The sequence below is a fragment of the Parasphingorhabdus pacifica genome, from assembly GCF_054779195.1.
Genome location: NZ_BAAGYS010000015.1, coordinates 51,624 through 74,447, shown reverse-complemented (window position 1 = coordinate 74,447; position 22,824 = coordinate 51,624). Strand labels below are relative to the sequence as shown.

Below are 22,824 nucleotides of genomic sequence, written 5' to 3'. Positions count from 1 at the left end.
AACGCGCGCCACGGCCGGGTCGGTTCCGCGACGTCGGTGCTCCTACCGGTGGCTCAGCGGTACTGCTTGAGCTCGCGTCGCGCGAGCGATCGGCGGTGCACCTCGTCGGGACCATCGACGATGTGCAGGGTTCGAGCGTGGGCGTAGAGGGAGGCCAGTGGAAAGTCCTGGCTGACGCCACCGGCTCCGTGGGTCTGGATCGCCCGGTCGATGATCGAGGTGACCATCTCCGGGACGGCGACCTTGATCGCCTGGATCTCGGTGTGCGCCCCCTTGTTGCCCACAGTGTCCATGAGCCAGGCCGTCTTGAGCGTGAGCAGGCGGTTCGTTTCGATACGGATGCGGGCTTCGGAGATCCAGTGCTGAACAATGCCCTGGTCGGCAATGGGCGAGCCGAACGCGATGCGATCGCTGGCGCGCCTGCACATCAGTTCCAATGCGCGCTCGGCCATTCCGATCGCCCGCATGCAGTGGTGGATTCGCCCCGGTCCGAGCCTGGCCTGAGCGATGGCGAAGCCCTCGCCCTCGCCGTGGATGATGTTTTCGGCGGGAACCCGCACGTTGTCGAAGACGATCTCGGCGTGCCCGCCGTGATCACCGTCGTCGTAGCCGAAGACCCGCATGCCCCGCTTGACGTGAACTCCGGGGGTGTCCATCGGAACCAGGATCTGGCTCTGCTGCCGGTGCCGCTCGGCGTCCGGGTCCGTCTTGCCCATGACGATCAGGATCTCGCAGTTCGGGCTCATGGCCCCGGAAGACCACCACTTGCGCCCGTTGATCACGTAGTGGTCGCCGTCGCGCTCGATGCGGGTGCTGATGTTGGTCGCGTCCGACGAGGCCACCTCGGGCTCTGTCATACAGAACGCCGATCGGATCTCGCCGTCCAGCAGCGGCTTGAGCCACCGCTCGCGCTGCTGCTCGGTGCCGAACATCGACAGGACTTCCATGTTCCCGGTGTCCGGCGCCGAGCAGTTCATCGCCTCGGGGGCCAGCTGCGGGCTCCTGCCCATGAGCTCGGCCAACGGTGCGTACTGCAGGTTGGTCAGCTGCCCACCGTGCTCCTCGGGCAGGAAGAGGTTCCACAGCCCTTCGGCGCGCGCCTTGGCCTTGAGGTCCTCGACGATGGGTGGGTGCGTCCACGGGCTGTCGGCCTCCGCGACCTGTTCGGCGAGTACCGACTCGGCCGGGTAGACGTGCTCGGTCATGAACTCGGTGATCTGCTCGCGCAGATCTTCGGTCCGCTGGTCGAAGGAGAAGTCCATGCTGATGCCTCCTCGGGCTGGGGAACCGGTCAACGGCGCGGTCCGGCGGGTCCGCGAGATGGCCGGGGATCGGTGATCGGTGGCGGGATTCGTGGTGGCCCGGCTTCCGGATGCCCTCCACGGGACACGGCGGCGATCGGTCCGCCGGCAGGTACGGAGCCGATCTCTACGGGTCGAGCGCGGACAGTCCTTCGGCCACCAGCGGAGCGACGAGTGCACCGACGTGGTCGAAACCTTCGCCGACGGTCTGCTGCTGGGTGTAGCGGTAGTGGATTCCTTCCAGGATGACCGCGATCTTGAAGTATCCGAACGCGATGTACCAGTGGAGCTGGGAGAGGTCCGCTCCGCTGCGTGCGGCGTAGCGGTCGAGAATTTCCTGCGAGGTGGGATACCCGTACTGCGGGCCGACGCCCTTGACCACGGGGTTTTCCGCGATGTTTCCGAACCCGTCCCAGTACACGATCAGCAGGCCGAGATCGGTCAGCGGATCGCCGAGGGTGGCCATCTCCCAGTCCAGCACCGCGCGGATGTCGTGGTTCGCATCGATGATGACGTTGTCCAGCCGGTAGTCGCCGTGCACGATGCCGGACCGCCGGGTGGTGGGGACAGTTTCGGCGAGCCGTTCGGCCAGTTCGGCGACACCCTCGATCTCGCGGTTCTGCGAGGCGGCCAGCTGCTTGTTCCAGCGGCGGACCTGTCGTTCGAGGAAGCCGTCCGGGCGCCCGAATTCCTCGAGGCCGACCTCCTGCGGCGCGATCTCGTGCAGGTCGGCGAGCACGTCCATGAGCTGGAAGGACAGCTCGCGTCGCTGGTCGAGTGTGAGCCGATCGGTGTCTTCCGGGGTGCGCACGACGGTTCCGGCGACGTACTCCATCACGTAGAACGGCGCGCCGATCACTTCTTCGTCCTGGCATAGCAGGTGGGTCCGCGGTACGGGAACGGAGGTCTCCCGTAGGGCGGTCATCACGCGGTACTCGCGGCTCATGTCGTGAGCGGTGGCGAGCACGTGTCCGAGGGGCGGTCGCCGTACGACCCATTTGTCGGTGCCGTCGCCGACGATGTAGGTCAGGTTCGAGCGGCCGCCCTGCACGACCTCGCCCGTGAGCGGCCCGCGGGTGAGTCCGGGGAGTTCGGCTTCGAGGTGCTCGCGCAACCGGACCAGGTCGAGTCCGGGCAGCTCGTGGGTAGAGGCGCTGTCGGTCAACGGTTCTCCTCGGCGGTGGGGGCGAAGGGCGGTTCGGGCAGGAGTTCGGCCAGCCGGGCGTGGGTGTGATCGGTGTTCTCGTGCAGCACGGTATGCATGCCGAGCTGATCGGCGGCCTCGATGTTGGGTGCGCCGTCGTCGACGAACACCGTCTCGTGCGGGTGCAGTCCGAGCCGGTCGAGCATCATCCGGTAGATGCGCGGGTCGGGTTTGCGCAGGCCGACTTCGCCCGAGACGATCGAGACTTCGAAGAGCCCGGTCAGGTGGTCCCAGGGATAGTCGTTGCCCCAGCTGTTGGACAGCATCGCGGTGCGCAGACCGTTGTCGCGCACTCGGCGGACGAGTTCCAACATGGGTGGGTTGGGCGCCATGTTCGCGAACAGTCGGCCGAGGAGCCCTTCGGCGGCGACCGGGCCGCCGTCGACGGTGACCAGGCGTTCCGCGAGTAGTTGGTTGAACTCCGCGATGCCCAGTTCGCCGGTTTCCAAGCGGTGCAGCGGTGTGCCGTCGGGTGCCTTGCGGGAGAGCCAGGCCTTGAGCGTCGCCGAGAACGTATCGGGGCGGATCCGCTCTCTTTCGAGCCACGCCAGGATCGCGACGCGTCCCGGTGTGGTGAGGACCCCGCCGTAGTCGAAGATCGCCGCGCGGATCGGTCCGGAGCTGGAGGCCATGCCCATGGACCGTACCGACTAGACGGTATGTCCGCTAGGGTCTGCCCCCAGAAGGTTCACCCGGCGCCTCGGGAGGGCGATCGCGTCGGTGGAGCGCCGGCCGCGGGGGGCCGTGACGCACTGCCGTCGTGCGGCCGGTGGACTTCCACAGTTCCACCGCTCGTTCCGGCGGTCGGCTCAGTCAGGGGAGTGTGGCGCCATGTCGCCACGAGATTGGCGGGAAAGCTTTTTTTCGTCGTTTTCGCTGTTTCTTGGAACATGGCCGAACGGGAAATCCGATGTGCGCTCAATCGGCCCAAGGGGCTCGCCGAGTGTTACGGCAAGCGTGCGCGCGGGTGAAGATTTTCGTTGTTTCGCAACGCTGATCGCGCCGGATGGAGGGTAGTCGGCTGCGGGGTGCGCGCGACTACGCTGCGAAGCGTGACCACTGGGAATGTTGGGAAACACAGCCGCGTTGACGCTTGCTTTACTCGCCGGTAAGTATTTCCGGGCCGCGGTTACGAGCTGTAAAAATCCGCATTTCTACCAAGATTCGAGGTGGACCACATGAAGTCTTCGCTTCGCGTTCGTGGCGCCCGCGCCCTGACCGCCACCGTATTCGCCGCAGCCCCCGTGCTGGCGCTCGCGCCACCGGCTGCGGCGGAGAGCTTCGACATCAACTTCGCCTGCTCCGGTGATTCTCCCGTGGGGCAGCAGGAATTCAGCCTCGGCCAGTCCGCGGACGTGGTCGCACCGGAGACGGTAGCCCCGGGTGGAAACCTGGACATCGTCATCGACCCGGCGGTGAACACGGTTCCGGCCGAGGTCAACGGGTACACCGTCAAGGAGGTCGACGGCCTCGACCTGCGGATTCCGATTCCCGAGAACTCCACGCTCGTTTCGACCGACATGGAAGGAGGAAGCGGTCTCGGCGGCGCCGAACCGACCCTGACGGTCGAAGGTGACACCGCCATCCTGCACGTGGACGGACCGATGGCCGGCGGCAGCGAGTTCGAGCTGCCGACCGTGACCGCACACCTGACCGCAGGCGACTCCGGAGCGATCGAGACCCGACTCGACGGAACCAGCTACGACGATCCGGGTCTGACGTTCAACGCCGTCGTGGAGACACTGCTCGGCGACACCGACGTGCCCTCCAGCTGCTACCCGGACCCGAACCCCGTGCTGACCACCACCGCCATCGAGTGACCGACGACCGCCACCCCGGGTGAACGGATCGACCGGCCACCCCGGGGTGATCGACTTTCCCGAGGAACAGGCACCTTTCCCGGAAACGACGGGAAAGGTGCCTGTTCCTCGATCCGGCACCCCCGGTCGATCAGGCGCACCCGGCCAGCATGTTCTCCAATGCGGTCTTCTCGGCCGACGTGATGGAGAGCTCGTACTCGTGTTTGACCGTGATCCAATCCGTGGCGTACGCGCACAGCTCGATCTCGGGTTGCCATTCCGCCGGCCCCTGATCGCCCTTGGAGCGATTGGACCCCGCATCGACGGCGAGCAACTGCGGGCGCTGCATGTCGTTGGCGAACTGCTCGCGACGTTCGTCCGACCACTCGTTCGCACCGCTCCGCCAAGCGTTGGCCAGCGGGACCATGTGGTCGATGTCGAGCTTCGAATCGTCGGTGAGGGTCTCACCCGTGTAGTCGCTGACCCACGAGCCGGACGTGGCCTCGCAGGCACCGTCGACGGCGACTCCGTCACCGTCGCGCTTGAGCACGGCTTCCCGCGTGTTGCAGTTCTTGCCCGCCGACGGTTGGGAAACCCAGTGGTCGAAGGCATCCCGCGAGTAACCGTCCATCGAGCCGGCCGGAGCCACGCTCAGTTCGCCGAGGTGATCACCGGCGGCGCCCGAAGAAGCGGGGGGCGAGCCGGAGTCCGATCCGGACAGCCACGAGTCGAGCCAGCCGGACTCGAACAGCAGCCATCCGCCGCCCAGCAGCACCGCTGCCAGCACCGACGTCCAAACCGGGGCCTTCTTGTTGTTCTGCCGCGTCGTCATCGCCGGCCTACTCCCGCGTCCGTCGGAGGGATCTGTCCGGTCGATTCGACCACGACCGTCCGATTTCCCGTACCGCTGAGAGCGCGAGATCACGTCGCCGACCTCGTCGTTCCTGCCGCGGAAAAGTAGAGAGCCCTTCCGGAACGGGGGACCGGAAGGGCTCTCTGGCGATCATGATCGGTGCGTGGTCGTTCGGGGCAGCCGGCGCACCGGAACACGATCGATGCTCAGGCGTTGTCCTCCTTGAGCATGTCCGAGCACTTCTCACCGATGGCCATCGTGGTGATGTTCGGGTTCACCGCCACCAGGAAGGGCATCGCCGAGGCGTCGGCGACCCGCAGTCCTTGGACACCCTTGACCCGCAGGCGGGCGTCGAGCGGCGCGTCCGCGTCGTCGTCAGCGCCCATCGGCACGGAAGCCGCCGGGTGGTACACGGTGTTGTGCGTCTTGCGGATGTAGTCGGCGATCTCGTCGTCGGTGCGCACATCCGGCCCCGGGTGCAGTTCGGCGCCGGCCCAGCCCTGCATCGCCTGCTGCGAGACGATTTTGCGGGCGAGCTTGATCCCCTCACTCATCACGCGGATGTCGTGCGGGTCGGTGAAGTACCTCGGGTCGACCTTCGGCTTGTCCCGGAAGTCCCGCGTGTTGAGCCGGACGGTGCCGATCGACCGGCTCCTGGTGACGTTCGGGGTCAGGCAGAACCCGTTCTCCGTCGTCGGATACCCCTGTCGGGCCGTGTGCATGTCGAACGGAACGGAACCGTAGTGGAACATCAGGTCCGGACGGTTGAGGCCCGGCTCGGTGGTGGTGAAGATGCCGATCTCCCACCACTGCGTCGAATCGGTGACCATCGGCTGCTTGGCGTCCCAACCGATGACCCCCTCCGGGTGGTCCTGCAGGTTCGAACCGACTCCCGGGGAGTCGACGAGCACGTCCACACCGACCTCGGCCAGGTGCTGCGCGGGCCCGATCCCGGAGAGCATCAGCAGCTTCGGGGTGTCGATCGCGCCCGTGCTCAGCACGACCTCATGCCGGGCTCGCACGGTTCTGGTGTGGATGAGGTCGGGATCGAGGTAGTCCACACCGGTCGCCCGTGTGCCGTCGAAGGCCACCTTCTTGGCCCGGATCCCGGTGCGCACCTCCAGGTTCGGGCGCTTGCCCATGATGGGGTGCAGGTACGACACCGACGACGACGAGCGGGTGCCGTCCTCACGGGCGTTGATCTGGAACCAGTTGGCGCCGTGGGTGACGGTCTTGCCGGAGTTGAACTCGGTGGTCGGGATGCCCGCCTGTTCGCAGGCCTCCAGCAGCGCCACACCCGAGGGATCCTTCGGCGGGACGCTGCGGATCGTGACGGGCCCGCTCCGGCCGTGGTGCTCGCCGGGGCCGTCGTTGGTTTCCAGCCGCTTGTACAGCGGGAATACGTCCTTGGCGCCCCAGCCGGTGGCACCCAACGACTCCCATTCGTCGAGATCCTCGGCAGGAGCCCAGAACGCGATGCACGAGTTGTGCGAGGAGCACCCGCCGAGCACCCGGGCGCGGGCGTGCCGCATGAACGAGTTGCCCTGTTCCTGCGGTTCGACCGGGTAGTCCCAGTCGTAGCCGGACTCCAACAGGGCCATCCAGCGGTTGAGCTCCAGGACCGCCTTGTCGTCCATATCGGACGGTCCCGCTTCCAGCAGGCAGACGGTGATGTTCGGGTCCTCGGACAGGCGGGCCGCGACCGCGGCACCAGCGCTGCCGCCACCCACCACGACGTAGTCGAACTCTTCGGTCATGGTCGAATCTCCGTTTCTGTTCAGGAGACCGGTTCGCGGTCCTGAGGGGTTGCTGCTTCCGGTGCGGAGTGCTCGGCCAGCACACCGATCCGGTGACGCTGGACGAACCAGTAGTACGCGAACCCGCCTACGGCCGCGATCGTGACGAACAGGATCGAACTCCACTGCAAGTACCAGTGGTAAGGCGGTTCGGCGTTGTAGACGGCTTGCCTGGGCCAGGCGAGGTTGATCGTCATGGACGCACCCCACAGCACGGCCAAGATGTTGACCGGTAGTCCGAACTTGCCGAGGGTGAAGCGGCCGGCCTGCTTCGCCGAGGACCACTTGCCGCGCAGTCGGGCGATCAGCATCGGAACGGTGACCAGCAGGTACGAGATGTAGATGAGGATGATCGCCAGGCTGGTGATCGCGGTGAAGATCTGCGGCTGGTTGATGTTCAGCGCCAGCAGCGCGACTGCGATGCCGCCGATGAGGATCGCCGGGATCACCGGGGTCTGGAACTTCGGGCTCACCTTGGCCAGCTTGGAACCCGCGGGCAGCGCGTTGTCCCGGGCCATCGCGAAGGCGATGCGGATGGCCGCGGTGTGGACGGCGAGGACGCAAACGGTGATCGCCACGAAGATGGCGACCAGGAACAGTCGACCGATCACCGGCCCGAGCGCATCGTTGAGCACGAACTGCAGTCCGCTCTCGCTCAGTTCCGGAGCGGACAGGTTGCGAATCGCCATCATGCCGAGCAGAAGGATGAGTCCACCCAGCACGAAGGAGGCGATCAACGACCGCAGGATCGCCTTGGGTGCGTTGCGGTGCGGGTTCACCGACTCCTCGCCGAGCGATGCCGCGGTGTCGAAGCCGTACATCACGTACGAGGAGGCGATACCCGCGACGAGGAAGGCGCCGAGGTAACCGAAGGAGTGCTGGTTGCCGGTGCCGTTGGTCTCCAGCACCACGGTGGGTGCGCGGACGGCGGCGATGGCCAGCGCGACGATCAGCAGCACGGCGGCGACGAGTTCGATGAACACGCCCGCGCTGTTGATGCGGGCCATCAGTTTCACGCCGAAGGCGTTGACCACGGTGGTGAACAGGATCAACGCGGTGGCCAGCAGGATGCCGTTGATCGCCTGGTCGGCTGCCACACTGCCGTCACCGACGACCTGGAAGCCGGCCCAGATCTGGGGCAGCGTGTTCTGGTAGGCGAGGGCGGTGGCCGCGATGGACACGATCGAGGCCAGCAGCATCATCCAACCGGCCAGCCACCCGATGTGCTGACCACCCAGTTTCTTGGCCCAGTTGTAGATGGAACCGGCGATCGGGAAGTGTGATGCCAGCTCGGCGAAACTCAACGCCACGAACAACTGCCCGATGAACACGATCGGCCAGGACCACCAGTAGGCGGGTCCGCCCAGGGAGAGACCGAAGTAGGACAGTTGGAAGGTGCCGGTGAGCACCGAGATGTAACTGATTCCGGCAGCGAAGGTGTGGAAGCTGCCGAGCGATCTCTTCAGTTTGTTGGTGTAACCGAACTCGTTGAGTTCGGAGTCGCCAGTGGGCGCGCTCATGCCCCGTAACTCCTTTCCCAGGCCTCCCCGCATTCGCTGGGCGGGCAGTACCGGGTGGTTGTTTGCGCGAACGGGTGGTGCCGGTGGCGTGTGCGGATACACGCGGCCTCACGGCAGCGCGTGTGTATCCGCGCTCGACGGCCGGGCGCCGGGAAAAGCGGCGCGCCGGGACCGTCCGCTGTCCCCACCGGCACCACCGGTGGACGGAGGAACTCCTTACTCGCCTGCGAACCAGCGCGGGGGTTCCGGGCGCAGGTTCTGGTAGATGTGCTTGGTCTCCTGGTACTCGGCGAGTCCGCCGCGTCCCAGCTCGCGTCCGATCCCGGACTGCTTGTAGCCACCCCATTCGGCCTGCGGCAGGTAGGGGTGGAAGTCGTTGATCCACACGGTGCCGTGACGCATCCGGTTCGCCACCCGCTGCGCCTTGCTGACGTCCGAGGTGAACACCGCTCCGGCCAGGCCGTAGTGCGTGTCGTTGGCGATGCGCACCGCATCGTCCTCGTTGGTGAAGCGTTCGACGGTCAGAACCGGTCCGAACGACTCCTCGGTGACGGCGTACGAACCCTGTTCGACCTCGTCGAGCACGGTCGGCAGGTAGAAGTGACCGCCGGCGTACCGCTCACCTTCCGGTCGACGGCCACCGGTGCGGAGGACGGCGCCCTCCGAAACCGATTTGGACACGTAATCCTCGACCTTCGCCAGGTGCGTCGCCGAGATCAGCGGGCCGGTCTCGGCGTCGATGTCGAAGGGGCCGCCGAGTCGGATCAGTTCGGCCCGACGCACGATCTCGTCGACCAGGGCGTCGTGCAGGTCGTCCTGCACGATCAGCCGGGCGCCCGCCGAGCAGACCTGGCCGGAGTGCAGGAACACGGCCATCAGCGCGTAATCGACGGCGGTGTCGAAGTCGGCGTCGGAGAACACGACGTTCGGGTTCTTGCCGCCCAGTTCGAGCGCGACCTTCTTGACGGTCGGAGCGGCCGCGGCCGAGATGGCCCGGCCGGTGTGCAGACCACCGGTGAACGAGACGAGGTCGATCTCGGCGTGTTCGGCCAGCACGGCTCCGACCTCGGCACCGGTCCCCAGCACCAGGTTGCCCACTCCGGCGGGCATGCCTGCCTCGGCCAGGGCGCGGATGAGCAGGATCGCGGTGCTCGGCGTGAGCTCGCTGGGCTTGAGCACGAACGTGTTGCCCGCGGCCAGTGCCGGTGCGACCTTCCACGCGACCTGCAGCAACGGGAAGTTCCACGGCGTGATCAGACCGCAGACACCGACGGGCTCGTGCACTACGCGACTGATCGCGTCCGGAGATCCGGTGTCGACCACGCTTCCTGCCTGCGTGCCCGCGATCTTGCCGAAATACCGGAAGCAGGCGGCGATGTCGTCCATGTCGAACCTGCTCTCCACCACCCGCTTGCCGGTGTCGAGCGACTCGGCGCGAGCGAATTCCTCCCTGTCCCGGACGAGGATGTCGCTCACCCGGAGCAGCAGGTCGCCGCGTTCCCACGCGGAGCTGTTCGCCCATGCCCCGTCGTCGAACGCCCGGCGTGCGGCGTGGATGGCGCGTTCCGTGTCGTGCCGGTCGGCTTCGGCGACCGTGGCGACGAGCGCGCCGTCCGCGGGGGAGTGGATTTGCCGGGTGGCCCCGGAACTCGGTGCCTCCCACGCGCCGTCGACGAACAACGTGCTGTCGTCACCCGGCGTGCTGTTCGGAGATCCTTCTGTTTGCGGCATGGATGTTTCCTTGTGGTTCATCGCTTGTCGCGAGTCCGCATGAGGAAGTCATTTCACGGATCGCTCGTGTCGTCGCAGCGGCGCCACCCAGGAATGTTGGGATCAACATTCGAGCGAATCCGATGATCGCGCAATGCGAATGCTCACGATCGATCGTCTTCGCCCGGTGATCACTTTTTGTGCGCTCTACCCGCACGGAATGTGCCTCTGAAATCGCCGTAGACTTCCCTTTTGGCGATCGCTGCACGATTCGTGTTGTGGCGCGCTGCTGTGTGCCGGAAAAGACTCTAACACCATTGCTGTACATCTGTACATCAAACCGGGTGACGAAGAAGGTCCGCCCGTTGATTTGTTCGTCCTGAACAGGCAAAACGCGCCTGCGGTGACGTGTGACGCATCGTTGCCCCCGTGGTTCGTGGCAAGCTGTCGGTGCCCCGATCGTTTTGAGTGCTCACTGGCACAGGAGGAACGCCGCGCCGCGATGACCACGACCGAGCCCGCTGCCCGCCGTAAGGATCCGATGCGCCGCGAGCGCATCGCCCGTGCTGCCATCACGGTGGTCGCGGAGCGAGGCATCGAGAAGCTGACCCATCGGGCGGTCGCGGCCGAAGCCGGTGTTCCGCTCGGCTCGACGACCTACTACTTCCGTACCCTCGACGACCTGCTCGCGGTGGCGCTCAAGCAAGCCTCCGAGGACGACATCGCGGAGCTGCGCGACTGGCACTCGGCGCTGGGGGTCGATGGTGACCTGGCGGGTGCGCTGAGCGACCTCGTGTTGCACTACCTCGGCCCGCAGCGCTCGCGGACCGTGGTGGAGCACGAGCTGTACGTGGCGGCACTGCACCGCCCCGCGTTGCGCGACGTCAGTCACGAGTGGGACGGCGCGCTGGTGGAGCTGTTCACGTCCTGCACCGATGCGGTCACCGGGCGAACGCTGTCCGCGGTGTTCTGCGGATTGCTGCTGCAGGGGGTCGTCCGGGAATCGGTGCCGAGTCGAGACGAGATTGAAATGATTTTCCGGCGCGTGCTCGAGGCGCGTCCGTAGAGCTCGACGAGCTGGAAATTTCCGCCCGGTGTCGGTTCGGTTTAAGCCCGGTGTCCTGCTGGTCTCGAAGAGATCAGGCAGTTGATCTTAGCGCCTGCCCGGGTGAACAATGGTGGGCAGCGATCCGCGACGCTGCTTGCGCCGAACCCGTGCGCACTGCCCGTGTAGCCGGGTGGAGCACATCGCAGACCGCTTTCGAAGGTGTACAACGGAATTGCCGCGTCGGGGCGTGGCTCGCTCCAGCACTGAAGATGATCAACCTTGTAGTGGGGTGAGACCGTGGGGCAGAACGAAGATCGGGAACTCGTGCCGTTGAAGTCGGACTTCGACGTCGTGTGGCGTGGGTTTCGGCGATCGCAGGTGAAGTTCTACATCCAGCAGACCGAGAACGAGGTCCGCATGCTCACCGAGGATCGGGATTCGGCGTTGAGCCAGGTCGCCGATCTGTCGGAGGAGCTGAACCAGGCCAGGGCGGAGATCGAGACGCTGCGCAAGCAGCTCGATGACGTGTGCCGCACTCCTGTCGACGAATCGGCGCTGTCGGACCGGATGCGCCGGATGGTCCGATTGGCGCAGGACGAAGCCGCGGAGGTCGTTTCTTCCGCGCGAGCCACTGCCGAGCACGAGTGGGCTCGTGCGGAGCAGTCGGCGGCCGAGCTGCGGGCTCGTTACGAGAGCCTGGTGGCCGAGGCGGACCACTGGCGTCGCCAGTCGGAACAACAACGGAACGAGTCGCTCGCGCAGACCAGGCAGGATATCGAACGGATGGCGCGCGAAGCCGAGCAGCACCGCCGGAAGCTCGACAACGATGCCGAGCAGCGGCGTACCCAGATCGAGACCGACTTCGAGATCTCCATGTCCGCCCGCCGGGAAGAAGCCATGCGGGTGCTGGCTGATCGCGAGCACAAGAGCAGGCAGGAGGCGCAGCGGCGTGTCCGGGAAGCCACCCTGGAGGCGAAGCGGCGCATCCGCCGGGCTGACGACTACGCGGACACCATGCTGCGAATGCGGCAGGACCTGGCCAATCGAGTGCGCTCCGCGCAACAGGTGCTACTCACCGCGGAACCGTTCCTGGTGGCGTCCGAGGACGGTACCGACGGGCAGTGCAGCGATACCTATGTGACCCAGGTCGTCCACAGTGGACGGGCGCCTGAGGTGCCGGTGGAGCCCGAGGTGACGGTTCCCGAACAACGGGTCCAAGAGCCGGTGGCCGAAGAGGCCGCGGCCAACGCGACTTGAGCCGTGAGCCGGTGTGGTGCCCGGCCGACCGGGCCGGACACCACACCGGCTTGACGGATCCCGCGCTTGGTGGCTCCTGGGTTTGACGGGTTCTGCGTTTGAGGGCTTCTGCTCGCCGGAGTTTCGGGTATCGAGCGTGGCGCGCGCATCGTGCCGGATGCAGTATTCCGGCACGTGTGCAATTCATCCGACGCTCCCGAACGAGAGGTCAACGCGCCCGGATCCGCGATCGAATGCGACGTTCTCCTGGGCAAGCGATGTCGACTTGTCATGTGCCGACTCACCATGCGTGTGGAGAGCCGGCGCCTTCCCCGTCGACTCCTCAGGATCTCGCGTCAACACCCAGGATCTCGTGTCGGTCCTCGGCGCTTCCCGTCGGTCTCGGCGTCGGCGGATGATGTACGCCGATCGGCGGCGACACCCTTTCGCCGCTGCCTTCAGGCCGTCTTGCGCTGCGGGACGAAGCGGTCGAAGTTGGCCATCAGGAACGTGTGCGCCGGGGTCTCCACCGCCCGCGTCAACGCCCAACCGAGGAACACCCCGGTCGCCAGCGCGGCGGCGGTCTGAAGTGTAGGGCCGAATCCGAGGTTCTGGAGCAGCCGAGCCGTCAGGTAGCCGGCGGTTTGATGCATCAGGAACGTTCCGTAGGAGATCTTGGCGAACCATTGGATCGGTCGGAACGACCACGACGGCACCACTCGGTCCCAATCCGGACCGCTCGCCGTCACCGTGATCACGACCATGCCGATGCAGACCGCGGTGGTCGAGCCCCAGTCGGCGACCAGTCCCTCCGGGGTCTCCGCGTAGTTGTGCAGCGCCTGACCCGCCATGCAGGCGGCCAACAGAGCAGTGAAATGCGGCAACCTGATGCGTCTGGTGGACAACAGCCAGATCGACACGCCAACGACGAACAGGTGCCAACGGTGCAGGCCGAACCCGTCGACCAACGTCCGGTACAAGTCCGGTGGGTCGGAAACGCGCAAGGGCCACTGCGCCATCGGTACCAGTACGGCCAGCCACATCACCACGAGAATGCGCCGGTCGTGCCCCCAGCGGGACTTGTAGAGCAAGGCGGCCGCGGTGAAGCCCATGAGCTGGAGCGGAACGGTCCAGTGCGAGCCGTCGATGAAGGAGTAGTCCTCCGGTCGCCAGTGCCAGAGCATGAGCAGGTTGGCCAGCAGGTCCTGGCCGGTCGGGTAGAACCAGCCCTCGATCGCTGCCCACCGCATCAGGACGAAGATGACCACGACCGCGACGAGGAAGGAGGGAAGCAACCGGGCTATCCGCCCCCACCAGTACCGCAACAGGGAGCCGCGGCCGATCGTCACGCACGCGAAATAGGCCGAGACGACCAGCAACAGGCTGGCGCCTACCTGGTAAGGGAATACAAACTTGCGCGGGATCAGCTCCGGATGGAGGTACACACTCAGGAACGTCGAGTGGTACAGCATGACGAGAAGTACGCAACCTGCGCGAACAACGTCCCAACTGATCTTGCGATTGCTCCGCTTACCCGAGGTCGGGGAGGCATGCGCTTGAGTCTTCTCGGGCACCCGTTCACGTTACCAATGGGATGATTGTCGTTTACGCCTGCCGGTTCCCAGCGGTGAACAGGTGTAAACGCGTGAGTCGCCGCATCGGCTCCGGTCACATGACATGCGCGACCAGTCCGTAGCACACGGAACGCTCCGGATCCGTGTCTCGTTCCCGATCCGGACGCCAGTCGGGCAGAAAGACCACGCCGGGCTCGACCACCTCGAAACCACCGACCAACGCCCGGAACTCCGCCCGGTTGCGCAAGGTGCCCGGGTTCTGGCTCTGCTCGTACAGATCGACCACAGTGTTCATCTCCTCGGGCAGCTCGTCCCCCGTCACGTGCGACAGGGCGAATACGCTCCCCGGCGCCACGGCTGCGCGGTAGCTCTCCAGCATGTCGCCGGGAACCTCGGAATCCGGAATGAAGTGCAGCAGTGCCAGCATGAAGATCGCCACGGGCTTGTCGAAGTCCAGCAGGTTCCTGGTCGCCTCTGCGTCGAGAACCCCCTTGACGTCGCGTGCATCGCACTGCACAGTCGCGGTGTTGGGAATGTCCGAGAGCATGAGTTCGCTGTGCGCCACCGCGACCGGCTCGTTGTCGACGTAGACCACGCGGCATTCCGGATCGATCTGCTGCGCCACCTCGTGGGTATTGCCGACGGTGGGAATGCCGGATCCGATGTCCAGGAACTGCGTGATTCCTCGGCTGATGCAGTAACGGACCACCCGTTGCAGGAAATCCCGATTGGCGAGTGCGGCGGTGCGGATTTCGGGCGCCGCCGCGAGCACCTTCTTCGCGAGCTCTCGATCCGAGGCGAAATTGTTGCCGCCGCCCAGGTAATAGTCGTAGATCCGTGCGGCGCTCGGCCGCTCGATGTCCACGTCATGCGGAATCCACTCGCTCGGCGCCATAGCCGTACCCTTTCAGTGCGTAAGCGAATACGAACTCACAGTACTGACGAAGGGAACCCTGGTCGATCATCACCCGCCACGCCGAGCGTGGTCGTGACGCCTCTCTCCGGAGGGGAGCACGGGGCCCGCGACGGTGCGAACCCGGCGGAAAAGGTGCGACCTCCCCGCAGGCGTGGACGAGATGTCGATGTCGAGGTAACTACACTGCGAGGAGTGGCGGAATATCGGATCGACGATCTTGCTCGTAGCGCCGGGACCACGGTGCGCAACGTTCGCGTCTATCAGGATCGGGAGCTGTTGCCGCCGCCCCGGCGAGAGGGCAGGACCGCCGTGTACTCCGATGCGCACCTGGTTCGGCTGCGCCTGATCATCAACATGCTGGAGCGCGGCTACGCGTTCGCGCAGATCAAGGAAATGCTCTCGGCGTGGGAGGCCGGACGCAGCCTGGCGGACGTGCTCGGGTTGGAAGAAGCGATGGGCGCGTCCTGGGCGGAAGAAGGGCCTCGGGTGATCTCGGCGGCCGAACTGAGCGAGTTCTACGGCACTCAGCTCACCGCCGAGAACATCAAGCGCGCGCTCGAACTCGGGCTGCTGGAACGCAACGGGACCGACTTCATCGCCCGCAGTCCGCAGCTGTTCGACGCGGGCGTGGAGCTCGTGAATCTGGGGGTACCGCTCAGCGAGGTACTGGATCTCGCCGAGCGGTTGCAGCACGACATCGATGGGGTGGCCAAGATGCTCGTGCGGTTGGTCCACACCCGGGTGTTCGACCCGGAGGGAACCGGCAGCCTGCCGCACCGAGACGACGTCGTCCGGTACTCCGACGTGCTCCAGCGGTTGCGGGAACTGGTGATGTCGGCGCTGGGGGCGGCAGCGGCGCGCTCGGCGGAACGAGTCATCCCGGAGGTGTTGGGCGACCGGCTCGTCCAGCTGCTCGAACAGGCGCAACACACCGAGAAGTCCTCCTAGCGACCGGATCGCGCTCGGGTCGTCCGGAGGTAGCCGAATGCGGTGCACCCCCGGCCCCGGCCCCGGTCCCACCGGAGGTGCGCCGACGACCAGGTGCCCAGGCCGTTGCGCATGAACGGCGTGGGCACGGATGTCGCTCGCATGACACCCGTGCCGTGCCGCACCTCAGCGGTCGCCGTCGGTCAATCCGGCGCGGCGAAGCGCATCCGCCATGGCGCCTCCGGCGGGAGCAGGACGCCCGCCCTCGCGGGACCGTCCCTTGCCGCCACTGTTCCCATTACCTGCGGCCCGGTTGCCCTTGCCATTGCCGTGCCCGCCTTCGGGCCGGCCGTCCTTGCCGCGACCGTTCCCGCCGCTTCCGGCCTGGCCACCCTTGCCGCGGGCGCCTTCGCCGCGGTCGCTCCGCTTGCCGCGTTCGGCGGAACGGTCTCCGTTTTCGGCGGTGGCCTCGTCATCGAGTCGAAGCGTCAACGAGATTCGCTTGCGCGGCACGTCGACATCGAGCACCTTGACCCGGACCACATCGCCGGATTTGACGACCTCGCGGGGATCGTTGACGAAGTTCTTCGACATGGCCGAGACGTGCACCAGGCCGTCCTGGTGCACCCCGACGTCCACGAAGGCGCCGAAGGCCGCGACGTTGGTCACGACGCCCTCCAGCTGCATGCCGGCCTTGAGGTCCTGGAGTTTTTCCACTCCCTCGGCGAACGTGGCCGTCTTGAACGTCGGACGCGGGTCACGGCCCGGTTTGTCCAGTTCGGCGAGGATGTCGGTGACCGTGGGCAGTCCGAAGGTGTCATCGACGAAGTCGTCAGGGCGCAGCGAGCGCAGGACCCGGGTGTTGCCGATCAGTTCGGTGATGTCGCCCTGGGTGGTGTCCAGGATCCGACGCACCACGGGATAGGCCTCCGGGTGCACGCTCGACGAATCGAGCGGATCGTCCCCATCGCCGATGCGCAGGAAGCCCGCGCACTGCTCGAAGGCTTTCGGTCCCAGCCGAGACACGTCTTTGAGAGCGGTGCGGGAGCGGAACGGGCCGTTGCTGTCCCGGTGCCGCACGATGTTGTCGGCCAGGCCTTCTCCGATTCCGGAGACCCGGGTGAGCAGCGGTGCGGACGCGGTGTTGACGTCCACGCCGACCGCGTTGACGCAATCCTCGACCACCGCGTCCAGTGAACGCGACAACTTCGACTCGGTGATGTCGTGCTGGTACTGACCGACTCCGATGGATTTCGGGTCGATCTTGACCAGCTCGGCGAGCGGGTCCTGCAGGCGCCGGGCGATCGAGACCGCTCCGCGCAGGGACACGTCCAAGTCGGGAAGGTCCCGCGTGGCGTACGCGGAAGCCGAGTACACCGAGGCACCGGCCTCCGAAACCGAGATCTTGGTGAGTCCCAGGTCGGGGTGTCGCTTGATCAGGTCGGCAGCGAGCTTGTCGGTCTCCCGCGAGGCCGTGCCGTTACCGATCGCGACCAGCTCGACGCCGTGGGTGCGGGCCAGCTGCTCGAGCGTCGTGATCGACGCGTCCCACTGCTGCTGCGGCTGGTGCGGGTAGATCGTGTCGGTGGCGACCTGCTTGCCGGTTCTGTCGGTGACCGCGACCTTCACTCCGGTCCGGTAGCCGGGGTCGAGGCCCAGCGTGGGGCGTGCTCCGGCGGGGGCGGCGAGCAGCAGATCGCGCAGGTTGGCGGCGAACACGCGGACCGCTTCCTCTTCCGCGGCTTGCCGGAGGCGCAGCCGGAGGTCGATTCCCAGATGGGTGAGCACGCGCGTGCGCCAGGCCCATCGAACCACCTCGCCGAGCCAGCGGTCGGCCGGGCGGCCCTGGTCGGCGATGCCGAAGCGTTGCGCGATGCTGGCTTCGTAGCTGCCGGGGCCTTCCCCTTCCGGCGCCTGGTCGGTGGGCTCGGGTTCGAGTACGAGTTCGAGCGCCTCTTCCTTTTCGCCCCGGAACATCGCGAGAATCCGGTGGGAGGGAAGCTCCGTGAAGGACTCGTCGAACTCGAAGTAGTCGGCGAACTTGGCGCCTGCTTCTTCCTGACCCTCCCGAACCCGGGAAACCAGGCGGCCACGTGACCACATCCGTTCGCGCAGCTCACCGATGAGGTCGGCGTCTTCGGAGAAGCGTTCCACCAGGATCGCGCGTGCTCCGGTGAGCGCGGCTCCGGCGTCGGCGACGCCCTTGTCGGCATCGACGTAGGCCGCGGCGGTCTCCTCGGGGTCCTGTGACGGGTCGGCCAGCAGGCCCTCCGCCAGCGGGGACAGCCCGGCTTCCATCGCGATCTGCGCCTTGGTGCGTCGCTTCGGCTTGTAGGGGAGGTAGATGTCCTCCAGCCGAGCCTTGGAGTCCGCTGCGTGAATCCTGGCTTCGAGCGCGTCGTCCAGCTTGCCCTGGGAGCGGATCGACTCGAGCACGGTGGACCGGCGTTCTTCCAGCTCACGTAGGTAGTGCAGGCGCTCCTCGAGGGTGCGCAGCTGTGCGTCGTCCAGCGTCCCGGTTACTTCCTTGCGGTAGCGCGCGATGAACGGCACGGTGGCTCCGCCGTCGAGCAGCTCGACAGCGGCTCGCACCTGATGCTCCCGGACATCGAGTTCGTCGGCGATCTTCTGATGTACAGCCGTCGTCACGATCCTGATCCGACCTCTCTTTGATCTCCACCCAGCTCACCGTGCATTGTGCCGGATACCGATACTGAGGTTGCCCGGCACTCGCGTCGGCGTGTCCGCACGACCCACCTGACTGGTATGTGAGGATTCCTCGGGAAGTCGTCGGCGCCGGGGCCCGGTGACTGAGCCCGATTTCGGTGGGCGGGCGGCCGAAGTGGGCCCGCCATCGTGAAGCAGCGCACATTCGTCTTTACAGGGAGTGACTAACTGGGCCGCCCTCGCGGTCCATATGGGTGAAACTAGGTACTCGCGTACGTACAAACCGCGATGTTGTTGCACTCTCCGTGCTGGACAGTGGGGAGCTGTGACACCCCCGGACCAAACCCCCGAAAATCCTGAAAACCCCGAAACCCCCGTGAACGCGAACAGCGACGCCCCCGAATCCGTCGCAGCGTCCACGTCCGACGACCGGCAGGGCCAGGACTGGAATTCCAAGGCGCTGGCTGCCGACCACGCCGTCCGAAGCGGTGTGGACCGGCTGCGCCCCGGCACCGAACGCCTCGGCCAGGCCATATCCCCGTATGTGGCGCGCGTCTGGAACTGGCTCGCCCCGTTGATCGAGCGAATCCAGCGCTCCGCCGCTTACGAACGGCTCTGCGCGATGAGCGCACCGGTGGGCGAGTGGATTCGTACCCGCTCCGGCTCGGAAGCCCGGCACGCGACCGATCGTCCCTCGTCCAGGTTGCGGACGATGCGACTCGGCGCCGGCGTTGCCGCCGTCGGTGTGCTCGGCATCATCTTCGGCGTCGTAGGCGGTGCGGGCGGCGGCCAGAGCGTGAACACTGCTTCCCAGGTCGCACCGTTCTCCTCGGAGCCCACGCCGGAACAGGCGCAGGGTGCCGCGCTGCCCGACGAGTCTTCTTCCGAGGAAGAGCCCGAGGAGACGGCTGCGGACAAGGCGGAGGAGAAGACGAAGGACGTCGACCCCGTTCCCTCCGGACCGCCTGCCGAAGGCATCGACGTGTCCAACCACAACGGCAAGATCGACTGGCAGAGCGTGGCGGCCTCCGGCAAGAAGTTCACGTTCGTTCTGGCCACCGATGGCCAGAGCTTCACCAGCAAGACGTTCGACGAGCAGTACAACGGAGCCAAGCAGGCAGGCATGATGGCCGGTGCCTACCACTTCGGGCGTCCGAGCGGATCGGCTGTCGAACAGGCCGACCGGCTGATGGCGGTCAACAAGTACACCGAGGACGGAAAGTCCCTGCCGCCCGTGCTGGACCTGGAAGTCGATCCCAACAGCGGTGGCTGCTACGGCCTGACGTCCGGTCAGATGCACGGCTGGACCCAGCAGTTCATCGACCGCATCAAGGAAGGCACCGGACAGGACGCGATCGTCTACGCGAGCCCGTCCTTCTGGTCCCAGTGCATGGCCGGCAGTGACGAGTTCAAGGACCACCCGCTCTGGTTGGCCAGCTACGGCGTTGATCAGCCCAAGGTTCCCGGTGGCTGGGACTCCTACGACTTCTGGCAGTACACCGAAGAAGGCAGTGTCCCCGGCATCGGCGGTGACGTCGACCTGAACAAGTTCAACGGCAGCGTCGAGAAGCTCCGCAAGCTCGCCGACGACTGAGTCGGCGGAGTTCGGTAGGAGTCCGGGACGACGTGCCCCCGGGCTGAGCGCCCGGAGTGCCGGGTGGGGTCGTTCGCCACAGTGCGGACGGCCCCACTTTCGTCTTCGCGAGCACTATCTAGCTCGGTGCTGTTTGTTCTAGTGTGCCGGAGCACATCCGAAACGGACGCGTGTCGGTAGCACTGCATGGCAGGAGGAGCTCGATGACAGCCAGCGCACAGGTCTCCGAAGCGCTCGAGCAGCGTGCGCCCTCGGTGGGACGCATGTTTCTCGATCGGGTCGCGGAATCATCGGACCGCGAAGCGTTCCGGTATCCGCGAGCGGACGGGTGGGAATCCCGAACCTGGTCACAGGTGGGGGCCCGGGTCAGCCGAATCGCCGCGGGCTTGCTGTCGCTGGGAGTCGCCCCGGAAGAACGAGTCGCGATCGCGGCGAGTACCCGTTACGAGTGGATCGTGGCCGACCTGGCCATCATGTGCGCGGGAGCGGCGACGACGACCGTGTATCCGACGACGATCGCCTCGGAAGTCGCCTACATCCTGGCCGACTCCGGCAGCGCTGTCGTGTTCGCCGAGGACGACGAGCAGATCGAGAAGCTGCGGGCCCAGCGCGACGAGATTCCCGAGGTACGCAAGGTCGTCACCTTCGACGGCACCGCCGACGACGATTGGGTCATCACGTTCGAGAAGCTCGTCGAACTGGGCGAGCGCCTGCTGACCGAGCAGCCGGACGTGGTCGACGAGCGGGTGGCGGCGACCACCTCGGAGCAGCTGGCGACCATCATCTACACCTCCGGAACGACCGGTCGACCGAAGGGGGTCCGCCTGCGGCACTCCGCGTGGACCTACGAGGGGACGACCGCCACCCTGCAAGGTCAGCTGTCGAGCAGCGATCTGCAGTACCTGTGGCTGCCGTTGGCCCACGCGTTCGGCAAGGTCATGCTGAGCAACCAGCTGGCGGTCGGTTTCGCCACCGCCGTCGACGGTCGGGTGGACAAGATCATCGAGAATCTCGCGGTGGTCAGGCCCACGTTCATGGCCGCAGCGCCCCGCGTGTTCGAGAAGGCACACGGTCGCATCCAGACCACGGTCGATTCCGAGGGCGGGGCCAAGAAGAAGCTGTTCGACTGGGCGTTCGGCGTAGGAAAGAGGGCAGCTCGAGCACGCCGCGCGGGAGAACGGGTTCCGCCGCTGCTCGCGGCCGCGAACAAGATCGCCGACCGATTGGTCTTCACCAAGATCCGCGACCGCTTCGGTGGACGCGTGCGGTTCTTCGTCTCCGGTTCGGCGCCGCTGAACAAGGAGATCGCCGAGTGGTTCGAAGCCGCAGGCGTCCTCGTGCTCGAAGGTTACGGGCTGACCGAGACGGCCGCGGGAACCACGTTGAACCGGCCGGACAACTACAAGCTCGGCACGATCGGTCAGCCGCTGCCCGGCACGGAGGTCAGCATCGCCGAAGACGGCGAGATCCTCGTGCGAGGTCCCGGCGTGATGGCCGGATACCACAACATGGATGAGCAGACCGAGGACGTGCTCGATTCCGACGGCTGGATGCACACCGGTGACATCGGTGAGATGGACGCGGACGGGTTCGTGGCGATCACGGACCGGAAGAAGGACCTGTTCAAGACGTCCAACGGGAAATACGTGGCGCCTTCCTCCGTTGAGGGCCGGTTCAAGGCCGTCTGCCCGTATGCCAGCCAGTTCCTCGTGCACGGGCCGGGCCGCAACTACTGCACCGCGCTGGTGACCCTCGACGAGGAAGCCATCACCGACTGGGCTCGGCGCAACGGCTTGGGCGGGCGCGATTACTCGGAGATCGTGGAGTCGGACCAGGTCCGCGAGTTGCTGCAGGGTTATGTCGACGAGCTCAACGCCGGGCTCAACCGGTGGGAGACGATCAAGCGGTTCATCATTCTGCCGCGTGAGCTTTCCGTCGAGCACGGTGAGCTGACCCCGAGTCTGAAGGTCAAGCGCAAGGTCGTCGAAGAGCGCAACAGCGACGCCCTCGAGTCGATGTACGCGGACTGACCCCGCTGCACCGGCGGGCCCTCGAGACCCCGGTGGCCCGCCGGTCCGGTACCCGACCCGCACGCCCGCCTGCCGCGCGCCCGCCAGTCGTGGCGCAGCGGTCACCGCCCGTGCGGGCACTCCGCGCCGACTCGGCCGGTCCGTTGGTCCTACTGGTCAGGTAAGGGCACTCGGATCGGCGGGGACGTCGGCAGCGTGCTCGCGCAGCGCTTCGAGCGGAATGACTTCCAACGCGCTCTCGTGGGTGGCTGCCAGCATCACCGGGGGAGCGGTGCCTGCCTCGTAGGCCTCTTTCCAGCGAGCTGCGCACACGCACCAGCGGTCGCCCGCGCGTAGCCCGGGAAAGCCGTGCTCCGGGCGAGGCGTGACCAGGTCGTTGCCCGCTTCACGCTGATGATCGAGGAAGTCCGTGGACAGCACCGCGCAGACGGTGTGACTGCCGAGATCTTCTTCCCCGGTGTTGCAGCACCCGTCCCGGTAGAAACCGGTCAACGGTTCCGTGCCGCACTCTTCCAGCTTGCCGCCGAGGACGTTGCGTTCACTCGTCATGAGAACAGAATCGCATCTCGGCCCCACTTCGGGCAGCCCACAGCACGCCGATTTTGGGACGAGAAATCTCCCACCGGAAAAGCGCTGGTTGCGGCGCCGA

Annotated in this window: 17 protein-coding genes; 6 read left to right on the top strand and 11 right to left on the bottom strand. The window is 66.3% G+C overall.

Going from position 1 to position 22,824, the window contains the following annotated elements:
• Positions 1-53 precede the first annotated feature (53 nt).
• The 3 genes from ACYVAN_RS22225 to ACYVAN_RS22215 form a co-directional block, all read right to left on the bottom strand.
• Positions 54-1,262, bottom strand: a complete 1,209-nt coding sequence (locus ACYVAN_RS22225) for an acyl-CoA dehydrogenase family protein (protein WP_460962700.1) — start codon at positions 1,260-1,262, stop codon at positions 54-56.
• Positions 1,263-1,428: 166 nt separating this feature from the next.
• Positions 1,429-2,466, bottom strand: a complete 1,038-nt coding sequence (locus ACYVAN_RS22220; RefSeq protein WP_460962698.1) for a phosphotransferase family protein — start codon at positions 2,464-2,466, stop codon at positions 1,429-1,431.
• Positions 2,463-3,137 (bottom strand): HAD family hydrolase, encoded by a 675-nt coding sequence (locus ACYVAN_RS22215; protein ID WP_460962696.1) that lies wholly within the window; start codon positions 3,135-3,137, stop codon positions 2,463-2,465. Before ACYVAN_RS22215 ends, ACYVAN_RS22220 begins: the two co-directional genes overlap by 4 nt.
• A gap of 546 nt (positions 3,138-3,683) precedes the next feature.
• Here ACYVAN_RS22215 and ACYVAN_RS22210 point away from each other — a divergent pair.
• Entirely contained in the window at positions 3,684-4,325 is a 642-nt protein-coding gene (locus tag ACYVAN_RS22210; protein ID WP_460962694.1) for a hypothetical protein, read from the top strand.
• Positions 4,326-4,455: 130 nt separating this feature from the next.
• On the opposite strand, the gene ACYVAN_RS22205 is transcribed toward ACYVAN_RS22210, so the two are convergent.
• The 4 genes from ACYVAN_RS22205 to ACYVAN_RS22190 all read right to left on the bottom strand — a co-directional run bounded on the left by ACYVAN_RS22205 (position 4,456) and on the right by ACYVAN_RS22190 (position 10,204).
• Positions 4,456-5,136 carry an HNH endonuclease family protein gene (locus ACYVAN_RS22205; protein ID WP_460962692.1) on the bottom strand — a complete coding sequence of 227 codons (681 nt, stop codon included), beginning with the start codon at positions 5,134-5,136 and terminating at the stop codon, positions 4,456-4,458.
• A 227-nt stretch (positions 5,137-5,363) separates the two neighbouring features.
• Positions 5,364-6,914, bottom strand: a complete 1,551-nt coding sequence (locus tag ACYVAN_RS22200; RefSeq protein ID WP_460962690.1) for a GMC family oxidoreductase — start codon at positions 6,912-6,914, stop codon at positions 5,364-5,366.
• 20 nt (positions 6,915-6,934) lie between these two features.
• Positions 6,935-8,473 (bottom strand): APC family permease, encoded by a 1,539-nt coding sequence (locus tag ACYVAN_RS22195; protein ID WP_460962688.1) that lies wholly within the window; start codon positions 8,471-8,473, stop codon positions 6,935-6,937.
• 216 nt (positions 8,474-8,689) lie between these two features.
• A complete protein-coding gene (locus tag ACYVAN_RS22190; protein WP_460962686.1) occupies positions 8,690-10,204 on the bottom strand; it encodes an aldehyde dehydrogenase family protein in 1,515 nt (504 codons plus the stop codon).
• Positions 10,205-10,685: 481 nt separating this feature from the next.
• Here ACYVAN_RS22190 and ACYVAN_RS22185 point away from each other — a divergent pair, with 481 nt between their 5' ends.
• Together ACYVAN_RS22185 and ACYVAN_RS22180 are read left to right on the top strand one after the other, a co-directional pair.
• The gene (locus ACYVAN_RS22185) at positions 10,686-11,249 is read left to right on the top strand and encodes a TetR/AcrR family transcriptional regulator (protein WP_460962684.1); all 564 of its coding nucleotides are present in this window, start codon (positions 10,686-10,688) and stop codon (positions 11,247-11,249) included.
• A 279-nt stretch (positions 11,250-11,528) separates the two neighbouring features.
• Entirely contained in the window at positions 11,529-12,488 is a 960-nt protein-coding gene (locus ACYVAN_RS22180; RefSeq protein ID WP_460962682.1) for a hypothetical protein, read from the top strand.
• Positions 12,489-12,925: 437 nt separating this feature from the next.
• Here ACYVAN_RS22180 and ACYVAN_RS22175 read toward each other — a convergent pair whose 3' ends face one another.
• The gene (locus ACYVAN_RS22175) at positions 12,926-14,041 is read right to left on the bottom strand and encodes an acyltransferase family protein (protein WP_460962680.1); all 1,116 of its coding nucleotides are present in this window, start codon (positions 14,039-14,041) and stop codon (positions 12,926-12,928) included.
• A gap of 94 nt (positions 14,042-14,135) precedes the next feature.
• Positions 14,136-14,936 (bottom strand): SAM-dependent methyltransferase, encoded by an 801-nt coding sequence (locus tag ACYVAN_RS22170; protein ID WP_460962678.1) that lies wholly within the window; start codon positions 14,934-14,936, stop codon positions 14,136-14,138.
• A 213-nt stretch (positions 14,937-15,149) separates the two neighbouring features.
• Between ACYVAN_RS22170 and ACYVAN_RS22165 the strand changes: the two genes are divergently transcribed.
• Positions 15,150-15,905: a MerR family transcriptional regulator gene (locus tag ACYVAN_RS22165; protein ID WP_460962677.1), complete on the top strand. Its 756-nt coding sequence runs from the start codon at positions 15,150-15,152 to the stop codon at positions 15,903-15,905.
• A 165-nt stretch (positions 15,906-16,070) separates the two neighbouring features.
• On the opposite strand, the gene ACYVAN_RS22160 is transcribed toward ACYVAN_RS22165, so the two are convergent.
• Entirely contained in the window at positions 16,071-18,533 is a 2,463-nt protein-coding gene (locus tag ACYVAN_RS22160) for a Tex family protein (protein ID WP_460962675.1), read from the bottom strand.
• A 394-nt stretch (positions 18,534-18,927) separates the two neighbouring features.
• On the opposite strand from ACYVAN_RS22160, the gene ACYVAN_RS22155 reads away from it, so the two are divergent.
• Both ACYVAN_RS22155 and ACYVAN_RS22150 read left to right on the top strand, forming a co-directional pair.
• Complete coding sequence (locus ACYVAN_RS22155) at positions 18,928-20,145, top strand: GH25 family lysozyme (RefSeq protein WP_460962673.1); 1,218 nt, start codon at positions 18,928-18,930, stop codon at positions 20,143-20,145.
• A gap of 203 nt (positions 20,146-20,348) precedes the next feature.
• Positions 20,349-22,175, top strand: a complete 1,827-nt coding sequence (locus ACYVAN_RS22150) for an AMP-dependent synthetase/ligase (RefSeq protein WP_460962671.1) — start codon at positions 20,349-20,351, stop codon at positions 22,173-22,175.
• 156 nt (positions 22,176-22,331) lie between these two features.
• Here the strand turns inward: ACYVAN_RS22150 and ACYVAN_RS22145 are convergent, their stop codons facing one another.
• Positions 22,332-22,724, bottom strand: coding sequence for a DUF2237 family protein (locus tag ACYVAN_RS22145; RefSeq protein ID WP_460962669.1), 393 nt, complete (start codon positions 22,722-22,724; stop codon positions 22,332-22,334).
• Between the last annotated feature and the right edge of the window lie 100 nt (positions 22,725-22,824).